Source organism: Bordetella ansorpii (assembly GCF_900078705.1).
Taxonomy (GTDB): domain Bacteria; phylum Pseudomonadota; class Gammaproteobacteria; order Burkholderiales; family Burkholderiaceae_B; genus Bordetella; species Bordetella ansorpii_A.
The window spans coordinates 930,844-944,050 of record NZ_FKIF01000006.1 but is presented as its reverse complement, the minus strand read 5'-3'; the positions used below and the strand labels follow the sequence as shown (position 1 = coordinate 944,050).

Here is a 13,207-nt window from a genome sequence, read left to right as displayed (position 1 = left end):
CCATGTCGCGAGGGGGCGACGGTCCGCCAGCAAATCCTTCCCGTTCCTTCGCCACGGAAGCCGAGGGCGTCCTCGTGGCCCGGGCCACGACGAACCTCTGAATCGGGACGCAATGCAGACCATCGGATCCTGGACGGCATGTCCGCGATCTCGACGCCCGCGCCCTGGCGCGCGGCGCGGATGGCGTGATCCTCGGTTGCACCGAAGTGGGCATGCTGCTCGATGCGGGCAACGCCGGCGTGCCGGTCTTCGATACGGCCTTGATCCATCGCGAAGCCGCCATCGATTGGGCGTTGGATAAATAGGGTTGTCAGGACTGCGCGTTCTCGACGTGCTGGGTCACCATGCCGATGAACGCGCGCAGGCGCTGGAGCCGCCGCATGTCGCGGTGGTAGCCCATCCAGATGTCGCGTGTGGGCGGTTGAGCGGGCAGGCTCAGCCGGCGCAGGCCAGGCATCCGGTCGCCCACCACCCGTGGCAGCACGGCAATGCCGATGCCCATGCCGCACATGTGCCCCTGCACGTTCCGGTTGTTCGAACGCATGACGGTCCTGGCGTTGGGGAACGCCTCCTTCAGCCAGTCGATGTCCGGGAACTGGCCCGTCGAGGTGTCGTGCGTGATGAGCCGGAAGCCCGCGCCATCGCCGTAGGCGGGTTCCGGGGAGCCCGCCGCCACGTAGACACCGTAAGGCAGTCTGACCAGCCGCCGCTGCACCACGTCGGGCGTGTCGAACGGCACGATCCTGAACGCGATGTCGGCCTCGCGCTGGGCCAGGCTGAACAGGCGCGTGCCCGTCAGGATTTCGACGTCGACGTGCGGATAGGCGCGGGTGTATTCCGTGACGATGGGCGGCAGCACGTAGGCGCCGAACCAGTCGGCCGACGAAATGCGCAGGCTGCCCTGCAACTGCTGTTCCCGCCCGGCCAGCCTGCGCTGCAGGGCCAGCGCCCCTTCTTCCATCTGCTCCGCCAGCGCGATGATGCCGGCGCCTTCCTCCGTCGGTACGAAGCCGTCGGCGGTGCGCTGGAACAGCGTGTGGCCCGTGGCCTGCTCCAGTGCCCGCAGGCGGCGCCCGACCGTGGGGTGGCTCAGGTGCAGGGCGCGGGCGGCGGCGCCCAGGGTGCCCGCCCGGGCGATGGCAAGAAAGATCCGGACGTCGCTCCATTCCATTTTCGACCCCTCACAAAAGTGAACGACAAGAATGCAATATTGTCAGTTTTAGAACAAATCTTGTAGTCCTAGACTTCCCCCATGCCGCTCGCCTTGCGAGCTTTTTTCGAATGGGCCGCGCGCCGGATCGCGTCGCGACCGTGGGCGCAGGAGGAATTCAGGATGAAAACCTGGTTGATAACGGGCTGTTCCACAGGGTTGGGCAAGCAGTTGGCCGAGGCGGTCGCCGCGCGCGGCGACCGCCTCGTCGCCACCGCGCGTTCCGCGGATTCGCTGCGGGAATTGGGCGAGCGTTATCCCGACACGGTGCGCCGCTTGGCGCTCGACGTCACCCGACCCGGCGATGCCGCCCGCGCCGTCGCACTGGCGCAAAGCGCGTTCGGTGGCCTCGACGTACTGGTCAACAATGCCGGCTTCGGCTTCATCGGGGCGATCGAGGAAGCGGAGCCCGCCGAGTACCGACGCGTGTTCGAGGCCAATGTGTTCGGCCTGATCGAGACCACCCGCGCCGCCTTGCCGGCGCTACGGGCGAGCGCGGGCGCCCGCATCGTCAATCTCTCGTCGGGCGCGGGCATCGCCGGCTCGGCGGGGTCGGGGTACTACAACGCCACCAAGTTCGCGGTCGAAGGGCTCTCCGAAGCGCTCGCGCAGGAGCTTCGTCCGCTCGGACCGAAAGTGATCATCGTCGAGCCGGGACCCTTCCGCACCGAGTTTCTCGGCCGCTCGATGGCCGCCGCCGCGCGCAGGATCGACGCCTATGCCGAGACCGGGGCTGCCCGGCGGCATTACCGCGAAACCAATGACGGCAGGCAGGCGGGCGATCCCGCCCGCGCCGTCGCCGTGATGCTGCTGGCCATCGACGCGGAGAACCCGCCGCTGCACCTGCCGCTGGGGCCGGCCGCGCACCGCATCGCGCAGAACAAGCTGGCCTCCTTCCGTGCAGACATCGATGCCTGGCGCGACGTCTCCATCGCCACCGATTTCGATGCCTGAGGAGCCTGCCATGAGCACGACGACCCGCCCTGCGGCGGTCCTGCCGGCGGCCGCCTCCCGCGACGAGGGCGCCGCGCCGCCGCCGCGCCGGTGGGCGATGTTCGTGATCCTGCTGGTCGGCGCGTTCCTGCCGCCGCTCGATTTCTTCATTGTCAATGTCGCGCTGCCGTCCATCCAGGGCGATCTGGGCGCCTCTTCCTCGGCCGAGCAACTCGTCATTTCCTCGTACGCGGCGTTGTATGCCGTGACGCTGACCACCGGCGGCCGGCTGGGCGACCTGTACGGACGCGGCCGCATGTTCTTCCTCGGCCTGATCGGCTTTGCCGTCGCGTCCACGCTGTGCGGCTTCGCCGGCTCGCCATGGGTGCTGGTCGCCGGACGGGCCCTGCAAGGCGTGACGGCGGCCGTGATGGCGCCGCAGGCGCTCGCCTCGGTGCAGGCGATCTTTCCGGAATCGGAGAAGCCCCTTGCGCTCAGCATCTATGGCGCCGTCTTTGGGCTGGCCTCCGTGATCGGACAGGCGATGGGGGGCATCCTGATTTCCCTTGACCTCTTCGGCCTGGGATGGCGCGCGATCTTCCTGGTCAATCTGCCGGTGGCGGTCCTGGTCGTGCTGTTCGGCATTCCCTTGCTCAAGGAGACCCGCGCGCCCAACGCGCGCAAGCCCGACCTGGGAGGCATGGCGCTGTCGATGGTGACCCTGGCCACGTTGATCGTGCCGTTGATCGAGGGACGCGAGGCGGGCTGGCCGTGGTGGTCGTGGGTGTCGCTGGCCGCGGTGCCGGTGCTGGCGAGAGGGTTCTGGCGCTACCAGACCCGATTGTCCATGGCCGGCGGCGCGCCATTGCTCGACCCGGTCGCGCTGCGGGCGCCGGGACTGGGCCGTGCGCTGCTGATCGCGCTGCTGTTCTATTCCACGGGCACCTTTTTCCTGCTGCTCTCGGTCTATCTCCAGGAGGCGCTGCACGCGACCGCACTGAGCGCGGGCCTCGTGTTCCTGCCGTTCGGGCTGGGGTATCTGGTGGGACCGTTGACGGCCCCCTTCTTCAGGCGGAGGGTTGGCGCTTACGTCAACCCTGTCGGCCTGGGCCTGGAGGCGGCCGGCATGGTGGCGCTGGTGTGGCTCGTCATGGCGGCGCCGGCCGGCACGGCCCCCGCGGCCGCACCGCTTGCCATCATCCTGTTCGTCGCCGGTTTCGGACAAGGGCTGGGGATGCCGAGCTTGATGAGGATGGTGACGGGGCGCGTGGCGCCCGTGTATTCGGGGATGATCGCCGGAGTGGTTACGTCGACCTTGCAGATCGGCGTGGCGCTTGGCGTGGCCGTGATCGGCGGGATTTTCTACAACCTGATGGGCGGGCGGACAGAGCCCGAGGTAATTGTTCGGGCGTTCATGGTGGCGGTGCTTTGTATTGCCGGGTGCCTGGCGGTCGGGGCGGGACTGGGCGTGACGCTGGCGCGCAGGGGACCGTCTTCGGCGTAAAGGGGCCGCGATGGGACGCCGCCCGAATGCCGCGTGCGTACAGCCGGCCCAGCCAGGTCGAGACCTGGGTGAAGTCCGAGACCCGGAGTTGGCATCGCTGTTGGCGATGCGTGAGCAGCGCTGTCTCATTTCACGATTCGACCGTGCCCAGCGGACTTGGCGCTTCGATTTTTTGAGCGACGGCCTGGCAGGCAATAAGGAGATCGGTCACGATGCGATCGTCGATATTCAGATTGCCCTCGTACTCGCCGAGGTTGCGTATGTCGTGGCACTTGGACAGCACTCGCCAGACTCCGGGGCCAAGATCCAGCGTCTGTGGCAATAGCTGGAATACGACGTAGCGATGGCTGGGGCGATACCGCACCTTCGCATTGCAGCCAGGCATAGTGCGTGAGCGGCGTTGTAGGCCAAATCGAAGCGGCTTTCCAGGGTTAGCGGCGCGCTCAGTGCGTCTTGCAGTTTGGCGAGACCAGAACGTTTCAGTCCTTCCAGCTCACGTGGATCAGGCGGCCCGATCTTTAACGGTTTGCCCGGTCCGCTGAGATTTTCCAGTGGGGAGATCATGGTTTCCTCCGATGATCCAGATCTTGGGTTGCTCCAAGACTCTAGTCAGGAAGGACTCGTGCGCGGCAATGCGTTTGACGAAATCAGACCGTGTCAGGATGGTCGGATTCACGGGGCGGCCAGGCACATCGTTGGTCCCTTCGAGGGCCGCGAAAATACCTCCGTAGCTCAGCGTGTCACTCAGCAGCATCAGATCAATGTCGCTACGAGCCGTGTCGGTGCCCTTCGCGATCGAGCCATAGACGAATGCAGCCTCTATTCGTGAGGCGACGCAGGTCAATGCATTACGAATGGATTCGGCCAACCCAATTGCCTTGCGTACGATCGCCTGCAATTCCGCAAAAATGGGGGAGGCGGGATTGGCTTGGTAGTGTTTCTGGTTGCCGATCGTTTTGACGGTGACCAGGCCGCTGGCGGTCAGCGTGGCGATTTCGCATTGTACGGCTCCCGAACCGCTTCGCATCAGGCCTATCAACTCTTTTGCATAGAAGCTGCGCTCGGGCTGGCCGAACAACAACCTCAACACGCGTTGCTTCGTGCCGGGGAACAAGGCATCGGCCAAGCCGGTTGAGAAAGCAAGCGGACCGCCGCCCGACTTCACGTCCTTGCGCACCAGCGTCTCCAGCTCATCGCGGGCGGTCTTGGCGGGCGTGCCGCTGTCGGCGTCGGCCACCAGGACGATGCGGCCCATTTCGTCTTCGGCTGGCTTTCCTCAATAGGAAAAGCTAGGATGGGGCGAGCCTTCTTACTCTATCTAAAATCTAAAGTCCCGTAACATGCACGACCAGAACGGTCCAGCGCGCATAGCACTTATATTGCGCCAAATCGCCGAACATAATCGAAAGGGGTTACGCCAAGTCGATGTCGTCAACCTCACTGCTCTTGACAAGGCCACCGTTCACAGGGTTCTTAAAGCGCTTGCCGCGTCAGGTTTCCTGGCCACGGGTAAAGATCGGAAACGCTTTCACCTAGGACCTTTGATTTACGAACTTGCCAGCGTGACGTCGACGCCGTTCGATCTGCGCTCCATCTGCGAGCCGTTCCTGCAGTCGCTTGTGCGACAAACTGACAATACGGTCATGATGAGCGTGAGGGATGGCCTTGATTGCCTGTGCTTACGTAGAGTCTCAGGGGATTACCCGGTGCAGGTCGTGACGGTGGAGGAAGGAGCCCGACGTCCATTGGGCGTCGGGGGCGGCACACAGGTCATTCTTGCTGCGTTGCCAGAGGCTGAGTGGCGCACGATAGTCACGAAGAATCTCGATCGCTGCGCAGAGCGCGGGCTGAGCGAAACCGCGGTCGTGGCGGCTATCGAGAGAATCAGGGAGGCAGGCTACGCCTCCCAGCGCACCGCCACGACGGAGGCCGCCTGGACGATTTCTGTGGCCCTGATGTCGAGCTCCGGTCGTCCTGTGGCCAGCCTGTCGGTGGTGGGAATCACCGAGCGGATGACTGGCGAGCGCGAACCGGCAATCCTGCAGGCGCTCCAGAACGCAAAGCGCGAAATTGAAGAATCGCTTTCGGCCTAGGTCGCGGATCTCTAGTCGAGGGTGATCTTGAGCTTGTGTATCAGCGCAGACCACTGTTTCGCATCGGACTCGGTGGCTTCGCGGTAGGCCTCTGGCGACGTGCTGGTGCGAACGGCCATGCCCTGCTGTTCAAAAGGCGCTCGAAAGCCAGGGTCCGACAGCGCGTGATTAAGCGCTGTTGCGAGTTTTTTCACGATTTCAGGGCTGACGCCATGGGGGGCGATCAAACCAAATCGCGCCTGGGCGGCGTAGTTGGGAAACCCTGCCTCTGCAAAGGTGGGAACCTCGGGAAAGTTGGCCAGGCGGGAGTCCGAGGCAATGGCAAGCGCGCGCAGCTTGCCGGCTGCGATTTGAGGGCCGAAAGTCTGGAGCGCGCCGAAGACTGCATGGGTCTCGCCCGTGATGAGTGAGGAAACGAACTCGCTACCCCCTTTGTACGGAATGTGGGTGAGCTTGAGCCCGTTCTGATCGGCGAAGAGTTCGCCGGCCAGATGGTAGGCACCGCCAATGCCGGTGGAAGCGTAGTTGAGTTTGCCCGGTCGCTCCTTGGCGTACTCAACGAATTGCTTGACGTTCTTGACGGGCAGGGCTGCGTTGACCACTAGAGCAAATGGCGATGCACCAACTTCTCCGATCGTCGTGAAGCTATCTTTGAACGTGTAGCTCAAATTCTTGTGCAGCAGCGGATTCAATACGTTTATCGAATCGCTGGCGAACAAGAGCGTGTACCCATCGGCGGGTGTACGACTGACGAAGCTCGCGGCAATGATTCCATTTGCGCCGGGCCGGTTCTCGACGATGACGGTCTGGTGGAGCGACTCCCCCATACGTTCCGCTACGCCGCGCGCGATAGTGTCCGCAATACCGCCAGGGGCGTACGGAACCACGAGGCGTACCGACTGCGTCGGCCACGACGCCGCGTGGGCTGCGGGGCTAGAGCCGAGGACACCTGCTAACGCCAGGGCGAAGAAAAATTTGCTCAACATTTGACTGCCTCCTTTGATTGGAAAGACCTGGAAACTCGTGTTTCTCTTCAGTTAATAAAACGTTGCCCCGGAGCCTGTTCTCAGCGCCGGCGGCGAGAACCGCCACTGCTAGACTGATGCGGCGCTGCTGGGCGCGAGTCCTTGGTTTGTCGTTCGCCTTGAGATGAACGATCGGGCGTCTAGCTTCCCGATAGCCAGGCAAGGCGGTCCACGGCGGCGTACACGTTACCGTCGGCGATTCGCCGCGCCGTTCTGGTGAAGCTCGCTTGACCGATGTGCAACGCACCGTCTTCGGCGCGTTGCACATCCGCCTTCACCGTAATGACGCCGCATGGATGTCCGATACGCAGCACGCTGGCTTCGCGCTGCGCTGACGGCGCGATCTGGTTTGGAATGGTTCCGGGAATGGCCGCCGCAACGCCCAGGCATGCGGTGCCTGTCCCTGGATAGGCTTTGTGGATGTTGCGTCGAGTGAACAGGCGTGCGGCCAGGTCGCAGGCGTCTGCGGGATGCTGTGCACCCGTAGCGAAGTTGCGCCACGCCTTCGGTGGCGACACGATGCCCAGCCACGGCGTGGCGGGTGGCTTGGCGAGCGCGGTTTCGAAGTCGGGCGCGATGCCCAGTTGGGCCGCGACAGCCAGGCGTATGCGCTCGCAACGCTCCATCAACGCGGCATCCCCAGCCAAGGCGACCGGATCCTCGGTTCCTTCCAGCCCCAGCGTCTCGGCGCGCACGTAGCAAACGAGATTCGCGAGATCGACGATGCTCATCTCCACCAACCCGACCCCATCGACTGCGATTAGGTCGACGACATTTCCAGTGGGGAGAAGCGCGCCCGTGAGGCCTCCGACCGTATCGCGGAAATCAAGCTCGATGGCGGCACCCGTTCCCGGCACGCCGTCGATCTTCGTGTCGCCGCTGACGCGGGCGCGGCCGTTGAGCGTCGGCACGAGCGCATGTATGACCCTGCCGAAATTGGTGGCGTGGATCCGCACTGGCGTCACCGGATCGGTTGCCTGCACTAGGCCGCTGTCAATGGCGAAGGGGCCGATGGCGGCAGAGATATTGCCGCAGTTCAATCCCCGGTGTACGGCTGCAGTCAGGATGTCGACCTGGTAGAAGGTGTAGTCCACATCCGCGTCGGGACGTGTGGACGGGCCCACCACCGCGAACTTGCTGGTCAAAATGTCGGCCCCGCCAATGCCGTCGATCTGGCGACGGTCTGGTGAACCGTAGATCGCCAGTATCCATGCTTCGAGTTGCGCTTCGTCCTCGACGGGAAGATCGCTTCGCAGCACAATCGCGGCCTTGCTCGTGCCACCACGATAGTAGGTGTAGGGTGTTGAGATCTGTTCCACGAGTTGTCTCCTCCATGAGGTCGTGTTTTGTCTTGGTTCGAGCCGCCGGCCGGGTCTGCTAGACACCGCGAGCCGATTCGCCCAGCACGTTGTGCAGTACCGTGGCGGTGTCCTCCCCCAGTCGCGGGGCGAGTTTGCGCACGACGAACGGCGTCCTCGCCGACTGGAAGGGGAATCCCTTCAGCAACTCTTCATTAGGAGCTCTCGACAGCGCAGAGGCGGTAGTGCCCGCCAAGGCTTCACAGACCGCCGCGTTGTTCGCGACTGTCGCGGCCGACGCGCCAAGCTGCTGCAGGGTGGCGAGAGCATCGGCGGACGGTTTGGACGCGATCCAGCTTCGCAAGGTCTTTTCGTCGACGTCGCTCGAGCCGAGCAAGCCGGCCAGGCCGTTGCGTATGGACCCGTCAGGCACGGTGACGGCGATCCACTGGCCATCGACGCTCTTGAAGCAGCCCTGGAGATGGCCGGAGAGGCTCGAATTGCCGGATCGCGTAGCAGCGGATGTTCGTGCCGCTTGTGCCGCCATAAGGCGATCGCCGATCAGAAACGACGCGACGTCGCGCTGCGGAATATCGAGGTGCACGCCCACACCGTTGCGCCGGGCGCTCAACGCTGCGAGCGTGACGGCTCCCATTGCGAAAAGGCTGACCACCTGGTCTGGATAGTTCACGTTTCGACCGGACACTTGAGGCCCTTCGCCCGCGTATCCGCAAGCGGACGCCATGCCACTGAGGGCTTCCAGGGTCGAGCCGTATGACGGCTTCTTGCTATCCGGTCCGGTTTCGCCCTGGCTGGAGATGGAGGCGAGCACAATGGCCGGGTTACGCTGGCGCAATGTCTCGAATGAAAGCCCGAGATTTTCCAGCACGCCCCGCCTGAAGTTTTCGACCACGATGTCACTGCGCTCGACCAGTCTCAAGAAGGTCTCTCGACCTTCCGCACTCTTGAGATCGAGCTCGACGCCGTCCTTGTTCCGGTTGGAGAACGAGAAGATGGACGTGCGTGCTTCATCGGCCGAGACATCGGACCAGCCGCGAAAGGGATCCGGATGCCTGGAAGATTCCACCTTGATGACGTGGGCTCCGGCATCGGCCAACAACGCCGAGGTGCCGGCTCCGGCGGTCAATATCCCGAGGTCGAGCACGCGAAATCCGGACAAGGGAAGCTCATCCGGAGACGACTGTTTCACGGAGGGCGCCGTCGCTGGCGCGCAGCGCGTGTCCAGCGCCGATGCGTTCTCCGGCCGAGTACGCCGCAGGAATCGTTCGCCATTCCAGCGCAGCGGCAAAACGGGTTGCGCCAATGCACCAGGTTCCTGGTCTTTCTCGAAGACGCCACGAGCGACGTTGTGCGGATCCGATATCACTTCGTGCGCATCGAGCACGACGGCGACCGGCAATCCGAAGGTGGTGGCTGCCAGTTGAATCTCGGCCCGCGTCATCGCATAGGACCATTCCCGCAGAATCCGAATGTACTCGGCTCGTCTCGCCGCACGTCCCGCCCCGGTTTCGAACTCCGGACTTCGAAGCCGTTCCACGCCGACCATGTCGACGACGCGATGCCAATCGGAACGTGTGAACGCAAGCACCACCCATCCATCACGGCATGGCAGGACGGGCCACTCCGTACTCGGGCCTTCGCGCGAGCACGACCCGCTCTCGCCGATAAGATGGCTTGCGAGACTCTTCCAGTTGATCCAGGCCAATACATCTAGCGCGCAGACCGTATATATATCGCCACCGAGGCCGCTCTGACGCGCCGCGATACCTGCCGCCGTGGCCGCAAAGGCCGCTAGCCCAGCCGCGTAGGCAGGCTGGTGACCCGCCAGCATCAGCGGCTCCCGGTCGGGCTCGCCCACCATGTCGAGAAGCCCGGACTGCGCCATGAGGCACAACTCGCTCACGCGCTTGCCTTCCAGGGCGTGGCCGCCCGGGACCGACTTCACGAGAACGACGATCTGGTCCGCGTGGGCACGATCCAGCGTGTCGTCGTCTGTCAGGACGATGTCTGCGCGCATCGCAAGCGCGTCGTCGCTTGCGAGGACCCTGGGCTTTCCCGCATTCAGGAAAGCTTCCTCGTGGGAACTCGTGATGCCGTCTTCGGTATTCAGCGCCGGCATGAAGACGGGCTGGTCGCGCGGCTGAATTCGCAGCACCGTGGCGCCAAAATCCGACAGGATCCTGCCCGCCATGGCCAAGGCGAGGCGGAGCGCCTCCGGGCTGTCGGGCTTGAACTGCTCTATTACCAGCATGTCTGTCAAAGGGCGCATCAGGCCTGTCCTTGCCCCTGGCCGGGATTTCGCTCGCCTTCGAAGAAGCGAGACATTCCCGCGCGTTGCGCCGATGTGCCACCCCGGATGACGGCGTTGACCTTCTCGCCGTAGTCGAACATCTGCTTCCAGTCGCTGACGACATCCGGGATGTAGTCCAGCGCACGCTTGCTCTCGGCCAGCGCAAAGGGGTCGAAGCGGGCAACCTGCTCGGCCAGGGCGTGGGCTTGCGCCAGGACCTCGGCGGCCGGGCAGCAGATATTGACCATGCCCCAGGACTCGGCCGTTCGTCCGGATATACGCTGGCCCGTCAGGATCATCCAGGCAGCACGCTTGCGAGACAACGCTTTCTGTCCTGCCGGACCGGCGAGCTTCGGATACATGGCAAAGCCGATCTCCGGCATGCCGATCTGTGCATCTTCCGCAGCGACGGCAAGGTCGCAGACATTGATCAATGTCGAGCCGCCTCCCAGCGCAATTCCGTTCACCGCTGCGATGAATATCGCAGGATGTTCGCGAATGGCCAGGTTTACCTTCTCCCAGCTCGCCGCCGGGTCCGGCGTCATGCCAGCCTCCCGCATGGCGTGTGATTCTTTGAGATCCACGCCTGCGCAGAAGGCGCTCCCCGTACCGGTCAGAACGACAGCCGTGCAGCGACCGAGAATGCTGTCGAAGGCCCTGAGCAGTGCCAGACGGGTGCTTTGGTCGACAGCATTGCGCTTGTCCGCGCGATTGATCCGGATCGTGGCCACCTGGCCGGCGACCTCCACCACCACCGTCGAAGTCTTTGCCGATGTGCTCATGCCGCATCTTTCCTTTTTTTGAAGCAGGGGATAAGCATGCCCTCGGCAGCATTCTGGAACACCACTTCGACTGGCATCCCCGTGGTTATCTCGGATGCTTCCACGTCAATCAGGTTGGACAACAGGCTCGGCCCTTCCTGCAGGTCGATCTGAGCGACGACGTAAGGGAGCTCGGCGGAAAATCCCTTGAAGTAGCCTTTGTGAAAGACAACCCAGGACGCCACCCGTCCCATGCCCGATAGATGCACCCACTCCCATTGCTCGGTACGGCTGACCGGCGATATCGGGGCGGGGGGAAACCAGACTTCGCCGCTCTGCAGGCACTTCTGAGCGATAAGCCGGCCCTCGCGGCAGGCCTCCCAGAAAGGACGGTTCCAGACGTCGATCAGGGGCATGGGTTTATCGTAAGACATGGCTGCTAGTTCCTCAGAATGATCGAGTGCGCGATGTTGGTGGCGCAGATGTACTGGAGGGCTTGGCAGTCGGGAATCTGGCGATCATCACACTCCCCTCGCAGTTGCCGCACCATCTCGGCTATTAGTGCCCAGCCTTGCATATAGCTTTCCGAAAGGTGGCCGCCTGACGTGTTGGTGGGCCACCGCCCGATGCCGAGTTCGAGCATTCCGTCGCGTACGAACGCGCCTCCCTCGCCTTGATCGCAGAATCCCATCCCTTCCAGCGAAAACAGCACCGTGGGCGTGAAGTTGTCGTAGATCATCAGACCGTCGATGGCTTCGCGATCGATACCGGCACGCTGGTAGACCAGGCGGGATACCTCTTGAAGTTCTGGATACCAATAGTCGTCGGGCGGCAGCGAGGCGTGTGTGAACGCGTCTTGGCGTGCGAAGCCGGATACATAAACCGGACGTTTGGGCAGGTCCTTCGCCCGGTCTGCCGTCGTCATGATCCAGGCGACCCCTCCATCATTGATTTGGCAATAGTCGTACAGGCGTAGCGGGTCGCACACGTACCGGGAGTTTTGATGATCGGCCACCGTCATGGGGTCGCGCCGCACGGCTTGCGGGTTTAAGGTGGCATGCCTGCGCATGGCCATCGCGATGTGCGCCAAGTCTTCCGACGACGTTCCAAACTGCTCCATGTGTCGCCGGAACATCATCGCGTGGGATGCGCCAGGCGAGGTGAATCCCCAGGGCGCCCACAACGCACTTTCGTTGCCGCCATAGGTGGCGCCTGCCGACCGCCCGTTGTTGGCGTAGACGAGGGCGATGTTCTTCGCCGCGCCGGTAGCAAGGGCTTGCGCGGCCAGCATCAGCGACACGCCGGAGAAGCGGCCGGGCGCTTCCATCTGGTGGCAGTACTGCGGATTCAGGCGCGTGATCTCTGCAAACCGCTCATAGGACGGGATCCTGCACACGATCAGTCCGTCGAGCTCGTCGTGGCGAAGCCCCGCGTCGTCGAGCGCTCGGTTCAGGGCAATCGCGCCAAGGCCATAAGCGTCCGTGTCCGGGAAGCTTCCATAGTCAGTGGTGCCGACTCCCACCATGCAGGCTTTATCTCTCAACGACCAATTTCCCACGTCAGGTTTCCCTTGAAAAGTTCGGATGGCGCCGGGATTTCATTTTTTGTGATCGGCATGTGCCCCGGCACCGCGGTTTCCAGGCGAGGTGGACGCAACCCGCGTTGGTCTTCGATGCCGACGATTGCCAGTAGTCAACGCCTCTCGACCCGTCCGCCGAGTCTAAGAGATATTTTCACTTGCATCAACGTTTGGTGTGTTTTATCGCTTTTTATCCAAGAAAAGTTTCTATAAAAGAAACTTTTCGGGCGGTCCTTGAGGGGGCGGACGATGTTTGACCCGCTTGGGGGCAGGCTTGGGGTGGAGACGGCGGACCGGTACCGTGCTGGGGGAGGGGAATCCGCGAGGCGATACGTGTCGCGCGACATGGCGCCAATGGGGCAGACCACGGCCGTTCGTGGCGGAACGGCTCGGTGCCGGTCTCGGCCAAGCGCGCGCTATAGCGGATGCTGACGTATCGGGATCCCCCTGTCGGAGTGATGGGTCGGAGAACCGTCAACGGGCGACCGTCTTT

At 63.4% G+C, this 13,207-nt stretch carries 12 protein-coding genes; 4 read left to right on the top strand and 8 right to left on the bottom strand.

The genetic code is table 11. The features are described 5' to 3' along the window. Positions 1-310: 310 nt before the first annotated feature. Positions 311-1,171 (bottom strand): LysR family transcriptional regulator, encoded by an 861-nt coding sequence (locus A6745_RS14695; protein WP_066128150.1) that lies wholly within the window; start codon positions 1,169-1,171, stop codon positions 311-313. A gap of 81 nt (positions 1,172-1,252) precedes the next feature. Here A6745_RS14695 and A6745_RS14690 point away from each other — a divergent pair, with 81 nt between their 5' ends. The 3 genes from A6745_RS14690 (at position 1,253) to A6745_RS28700 (ending at position 3,972) form a co-directional block, all read left to right on the top strand. Further along, a complete protein-coding gene (locus A6745_RS14690; protein WP_231886006.1) occupies positions 1,253-2,164 on the top strand; it encodes an oxidoreductase in 912 nt (303 codons plus the stop codon). A 97-nt stretch (positions 2,165-2,261) separates the two neighbouring features. After that, complete coding sequence (locus tag A6745_RS14685) at positions 2,262-3,647, top strand: MFS transporter (protein ID WP_066128919.1); 1,386 nt, start codon at positions 2,262-2,264, stop codon at positions 3,645-3,647. A gap of 88 nt (positions 3,648-3,735) precedes the next feature. Continuing rightward, entirely contained in the window at positions 3,736-3,972 is a 237-nt protein-coding gene (locus A6745_RS28700; RefSeq protein WP_156513378.1) for a hypothetical protein, read from the top strand. Between the two features lie 177 nt (positions 3,973-4,149). On the opposite strand, the gene A6745_RS14675 is transcribed toward A6745_RS28700, so the two are convergent. After that, a complete protein-coding gene (locus A6745_RS14675; RefSeq protein WP_156513377.1) occupies positions 4,150-4,902 on the bottom strand; it encodes a nucleotidyltransferase domain-containing protein in 753 nt (250 codons plus the stop codon). Between the two features lie 85 nt (positions 4,903-4,987). On the opposite strand from A6745_RS14675, the gene A6745_RS14670 reads away from it, so the two are divergent. Next, positions 4,988-5,740: an IclR family transcriptional regulator gene (locus tag A6745_RS14670; protein ID WP_082853066.1), complete on the top strand. Its 753-nt coding sequence runs from the start codon at positions 4,988-4,990 to the stop codon at positions 5,738-5,740. An 11-nt stretch (positions 5,741-5,751) separates the two neighbouring features. Here the strand turns inward: A6745_RS14670 and A6745_RS14665 are convergent, their stop codons facing one another. From A6745_RS14665 to A6745_RS14640, 6 genes are all read right to left on the bottom strand, one after another. Beyond that, positions 5,752-6,726: a Bug family tripartite tricarboxylate transporter substrate binding protein gene (locus A6745_RS14665; RefSeq protein ID WP_066128145.1), complete on the bottom strand. Its 975-nt coding sequence runs from the start codon at positions 6,724-6,726 to the stop codon at positions 5,752-5,754. Positions 6,727-6,905: 179 nt separating this feature from the next. Beyond that, positions 6,906-8,084: a 2-methylaconitate cis-trans isomerase PrpF family protein gene (locus A6745_RS14660; RefSeq protein ID WP_066128143.1), complete on the bottom strand. Its 1,179-nt coding sequence runs from the start codon at positions 8,082-8,084 to the stop codon at positions 6,906-6,908. A 58-nt stretch (positions 8,085-8,142) separates the two neighbouring features. Then, positions 8,143-10,353 carry a CaiB/BaiF CoA-transferase family protein gene (locus A6745_RS14655; RefSeq protein ID WP_066128141.1) on the bottom strand — a complete coding sequence of 737 codons (2,211 nt, stop codon included), beginning with the start codon at positions 10,351-10,353 and terminating at the stop codon, positions 8,143-8,145. Further along, positions 10,353-11,156, bottom strand: a complete 804-nt coding sequence (locus A6745_RS14650; protein WP_066128140.1) for an enoyl-CoA hydratase/isomerase family protein — start codon at positions 11,154-11,156, stop codon at positions 10,353-10,355. The genes A6745_RS14655 and A6745_RS14650 overlap by 1 nt, the downstream gene beginning before the upstream one ends. Beyond that, positions 11,153-11,551, bottom strand: coding sequence for a Zn-ribbon domain-containing OB-fold protein (locus A6745_RS14645; RefSeq protein ID WP_197488160.1), 399 nt, complete (start codon positions 11,549-11,551; stop codon positions 11,153-11,155). The genes A6745_RS14650 and A6745_RS14645 overlap by 4 nt, the downstream gene beginning before the upstream one ends. A gap of 23 nt (positions 11,552-11,574) precedes the next feature. Then, positions 11,575-12,678 carry a thiolase family protein gene (locus A6745_RS14640; RefSeq protein ID WP_231886005.1) on the bottom strand — a complete coding sequence of 368 codons (1,104 nt, stop codon included), beginning with the start codon at positions 12,676-12,678 and terminating at the stop codon, positions 11,575-11,577. Between the last annotated feature and the right edge of the window lie 529 nt (positions 12,679-13,207).

Excerpts from the sequence above, each read along its gene's own strand:
- A6745_RS14685 (WP_066128919.1), top strand. The coding sequence starts at position 2,262 with ATGTTCGTGATCCTGCTGGTCGGCGCGTTCCTGCCGCCGCTCGATTTC.
- A6745_RS14690 (WP_231886006.1), top strand. The coding sequence starts at position 1,253 with ATGCCGCTCGCCTTGCGAGCTTTTTTCGAATGGGCCGCGCGCCGGATC.
- A6745_RS14650 (WP_066128140.1), bottom strand. The coding sequence starts at position 11,156 with ATGAGCACATCGGCAAAGACTTCGACGGTGGTGGTGGAGGTCGCCGGC.
- A6745_RS14655 (WP_066128141.1), bottom strand. The coding sequence starts at position 10,353 with ATGCGCCCTTTGACAGACATGCTGGTAATAGAGCAGTTCAAGCCCGAC.
- A6745_RS14645 (WP_197488160.1), bottom strand. The coding sequence starts at position 11,551 with ATGCCCCTGATCGACGTCTGGAACCGTCCTTTCTGGGAGGCCTGCCGC.
- A6745_RS14675 (WP_156513377.1), bottom strand. The coding sequence starts at position 4,902 with ATGGGCCGCATCGTCCTGGTGGCCGACGCCGACAGCGGCACGCCCGCC.
- A6745_RS14670 (WP_082853066.1), top strand. The coding sequence starts at position 4,988 with ATGCACGACCAGAACGGTCCAGCGCGCATAGCACTTATATTGCGCCAA.
- A6745_RS14695 (WP_066128150.1), bottom strand. The coding sequence starts at position 1,171 with ATGGAATGGAGCGACGTCCGGATCTTTCTTGCCATCGCCCGGGCGGGC.
- A6745_RS14665 (WP_066128145.1), bottom strand. The coding sequence starts at position 6,726 with ATGTTGAGCAAATTTTTCTTCGCCCTGGCGTTAGCAGGTGTCCTCGGC.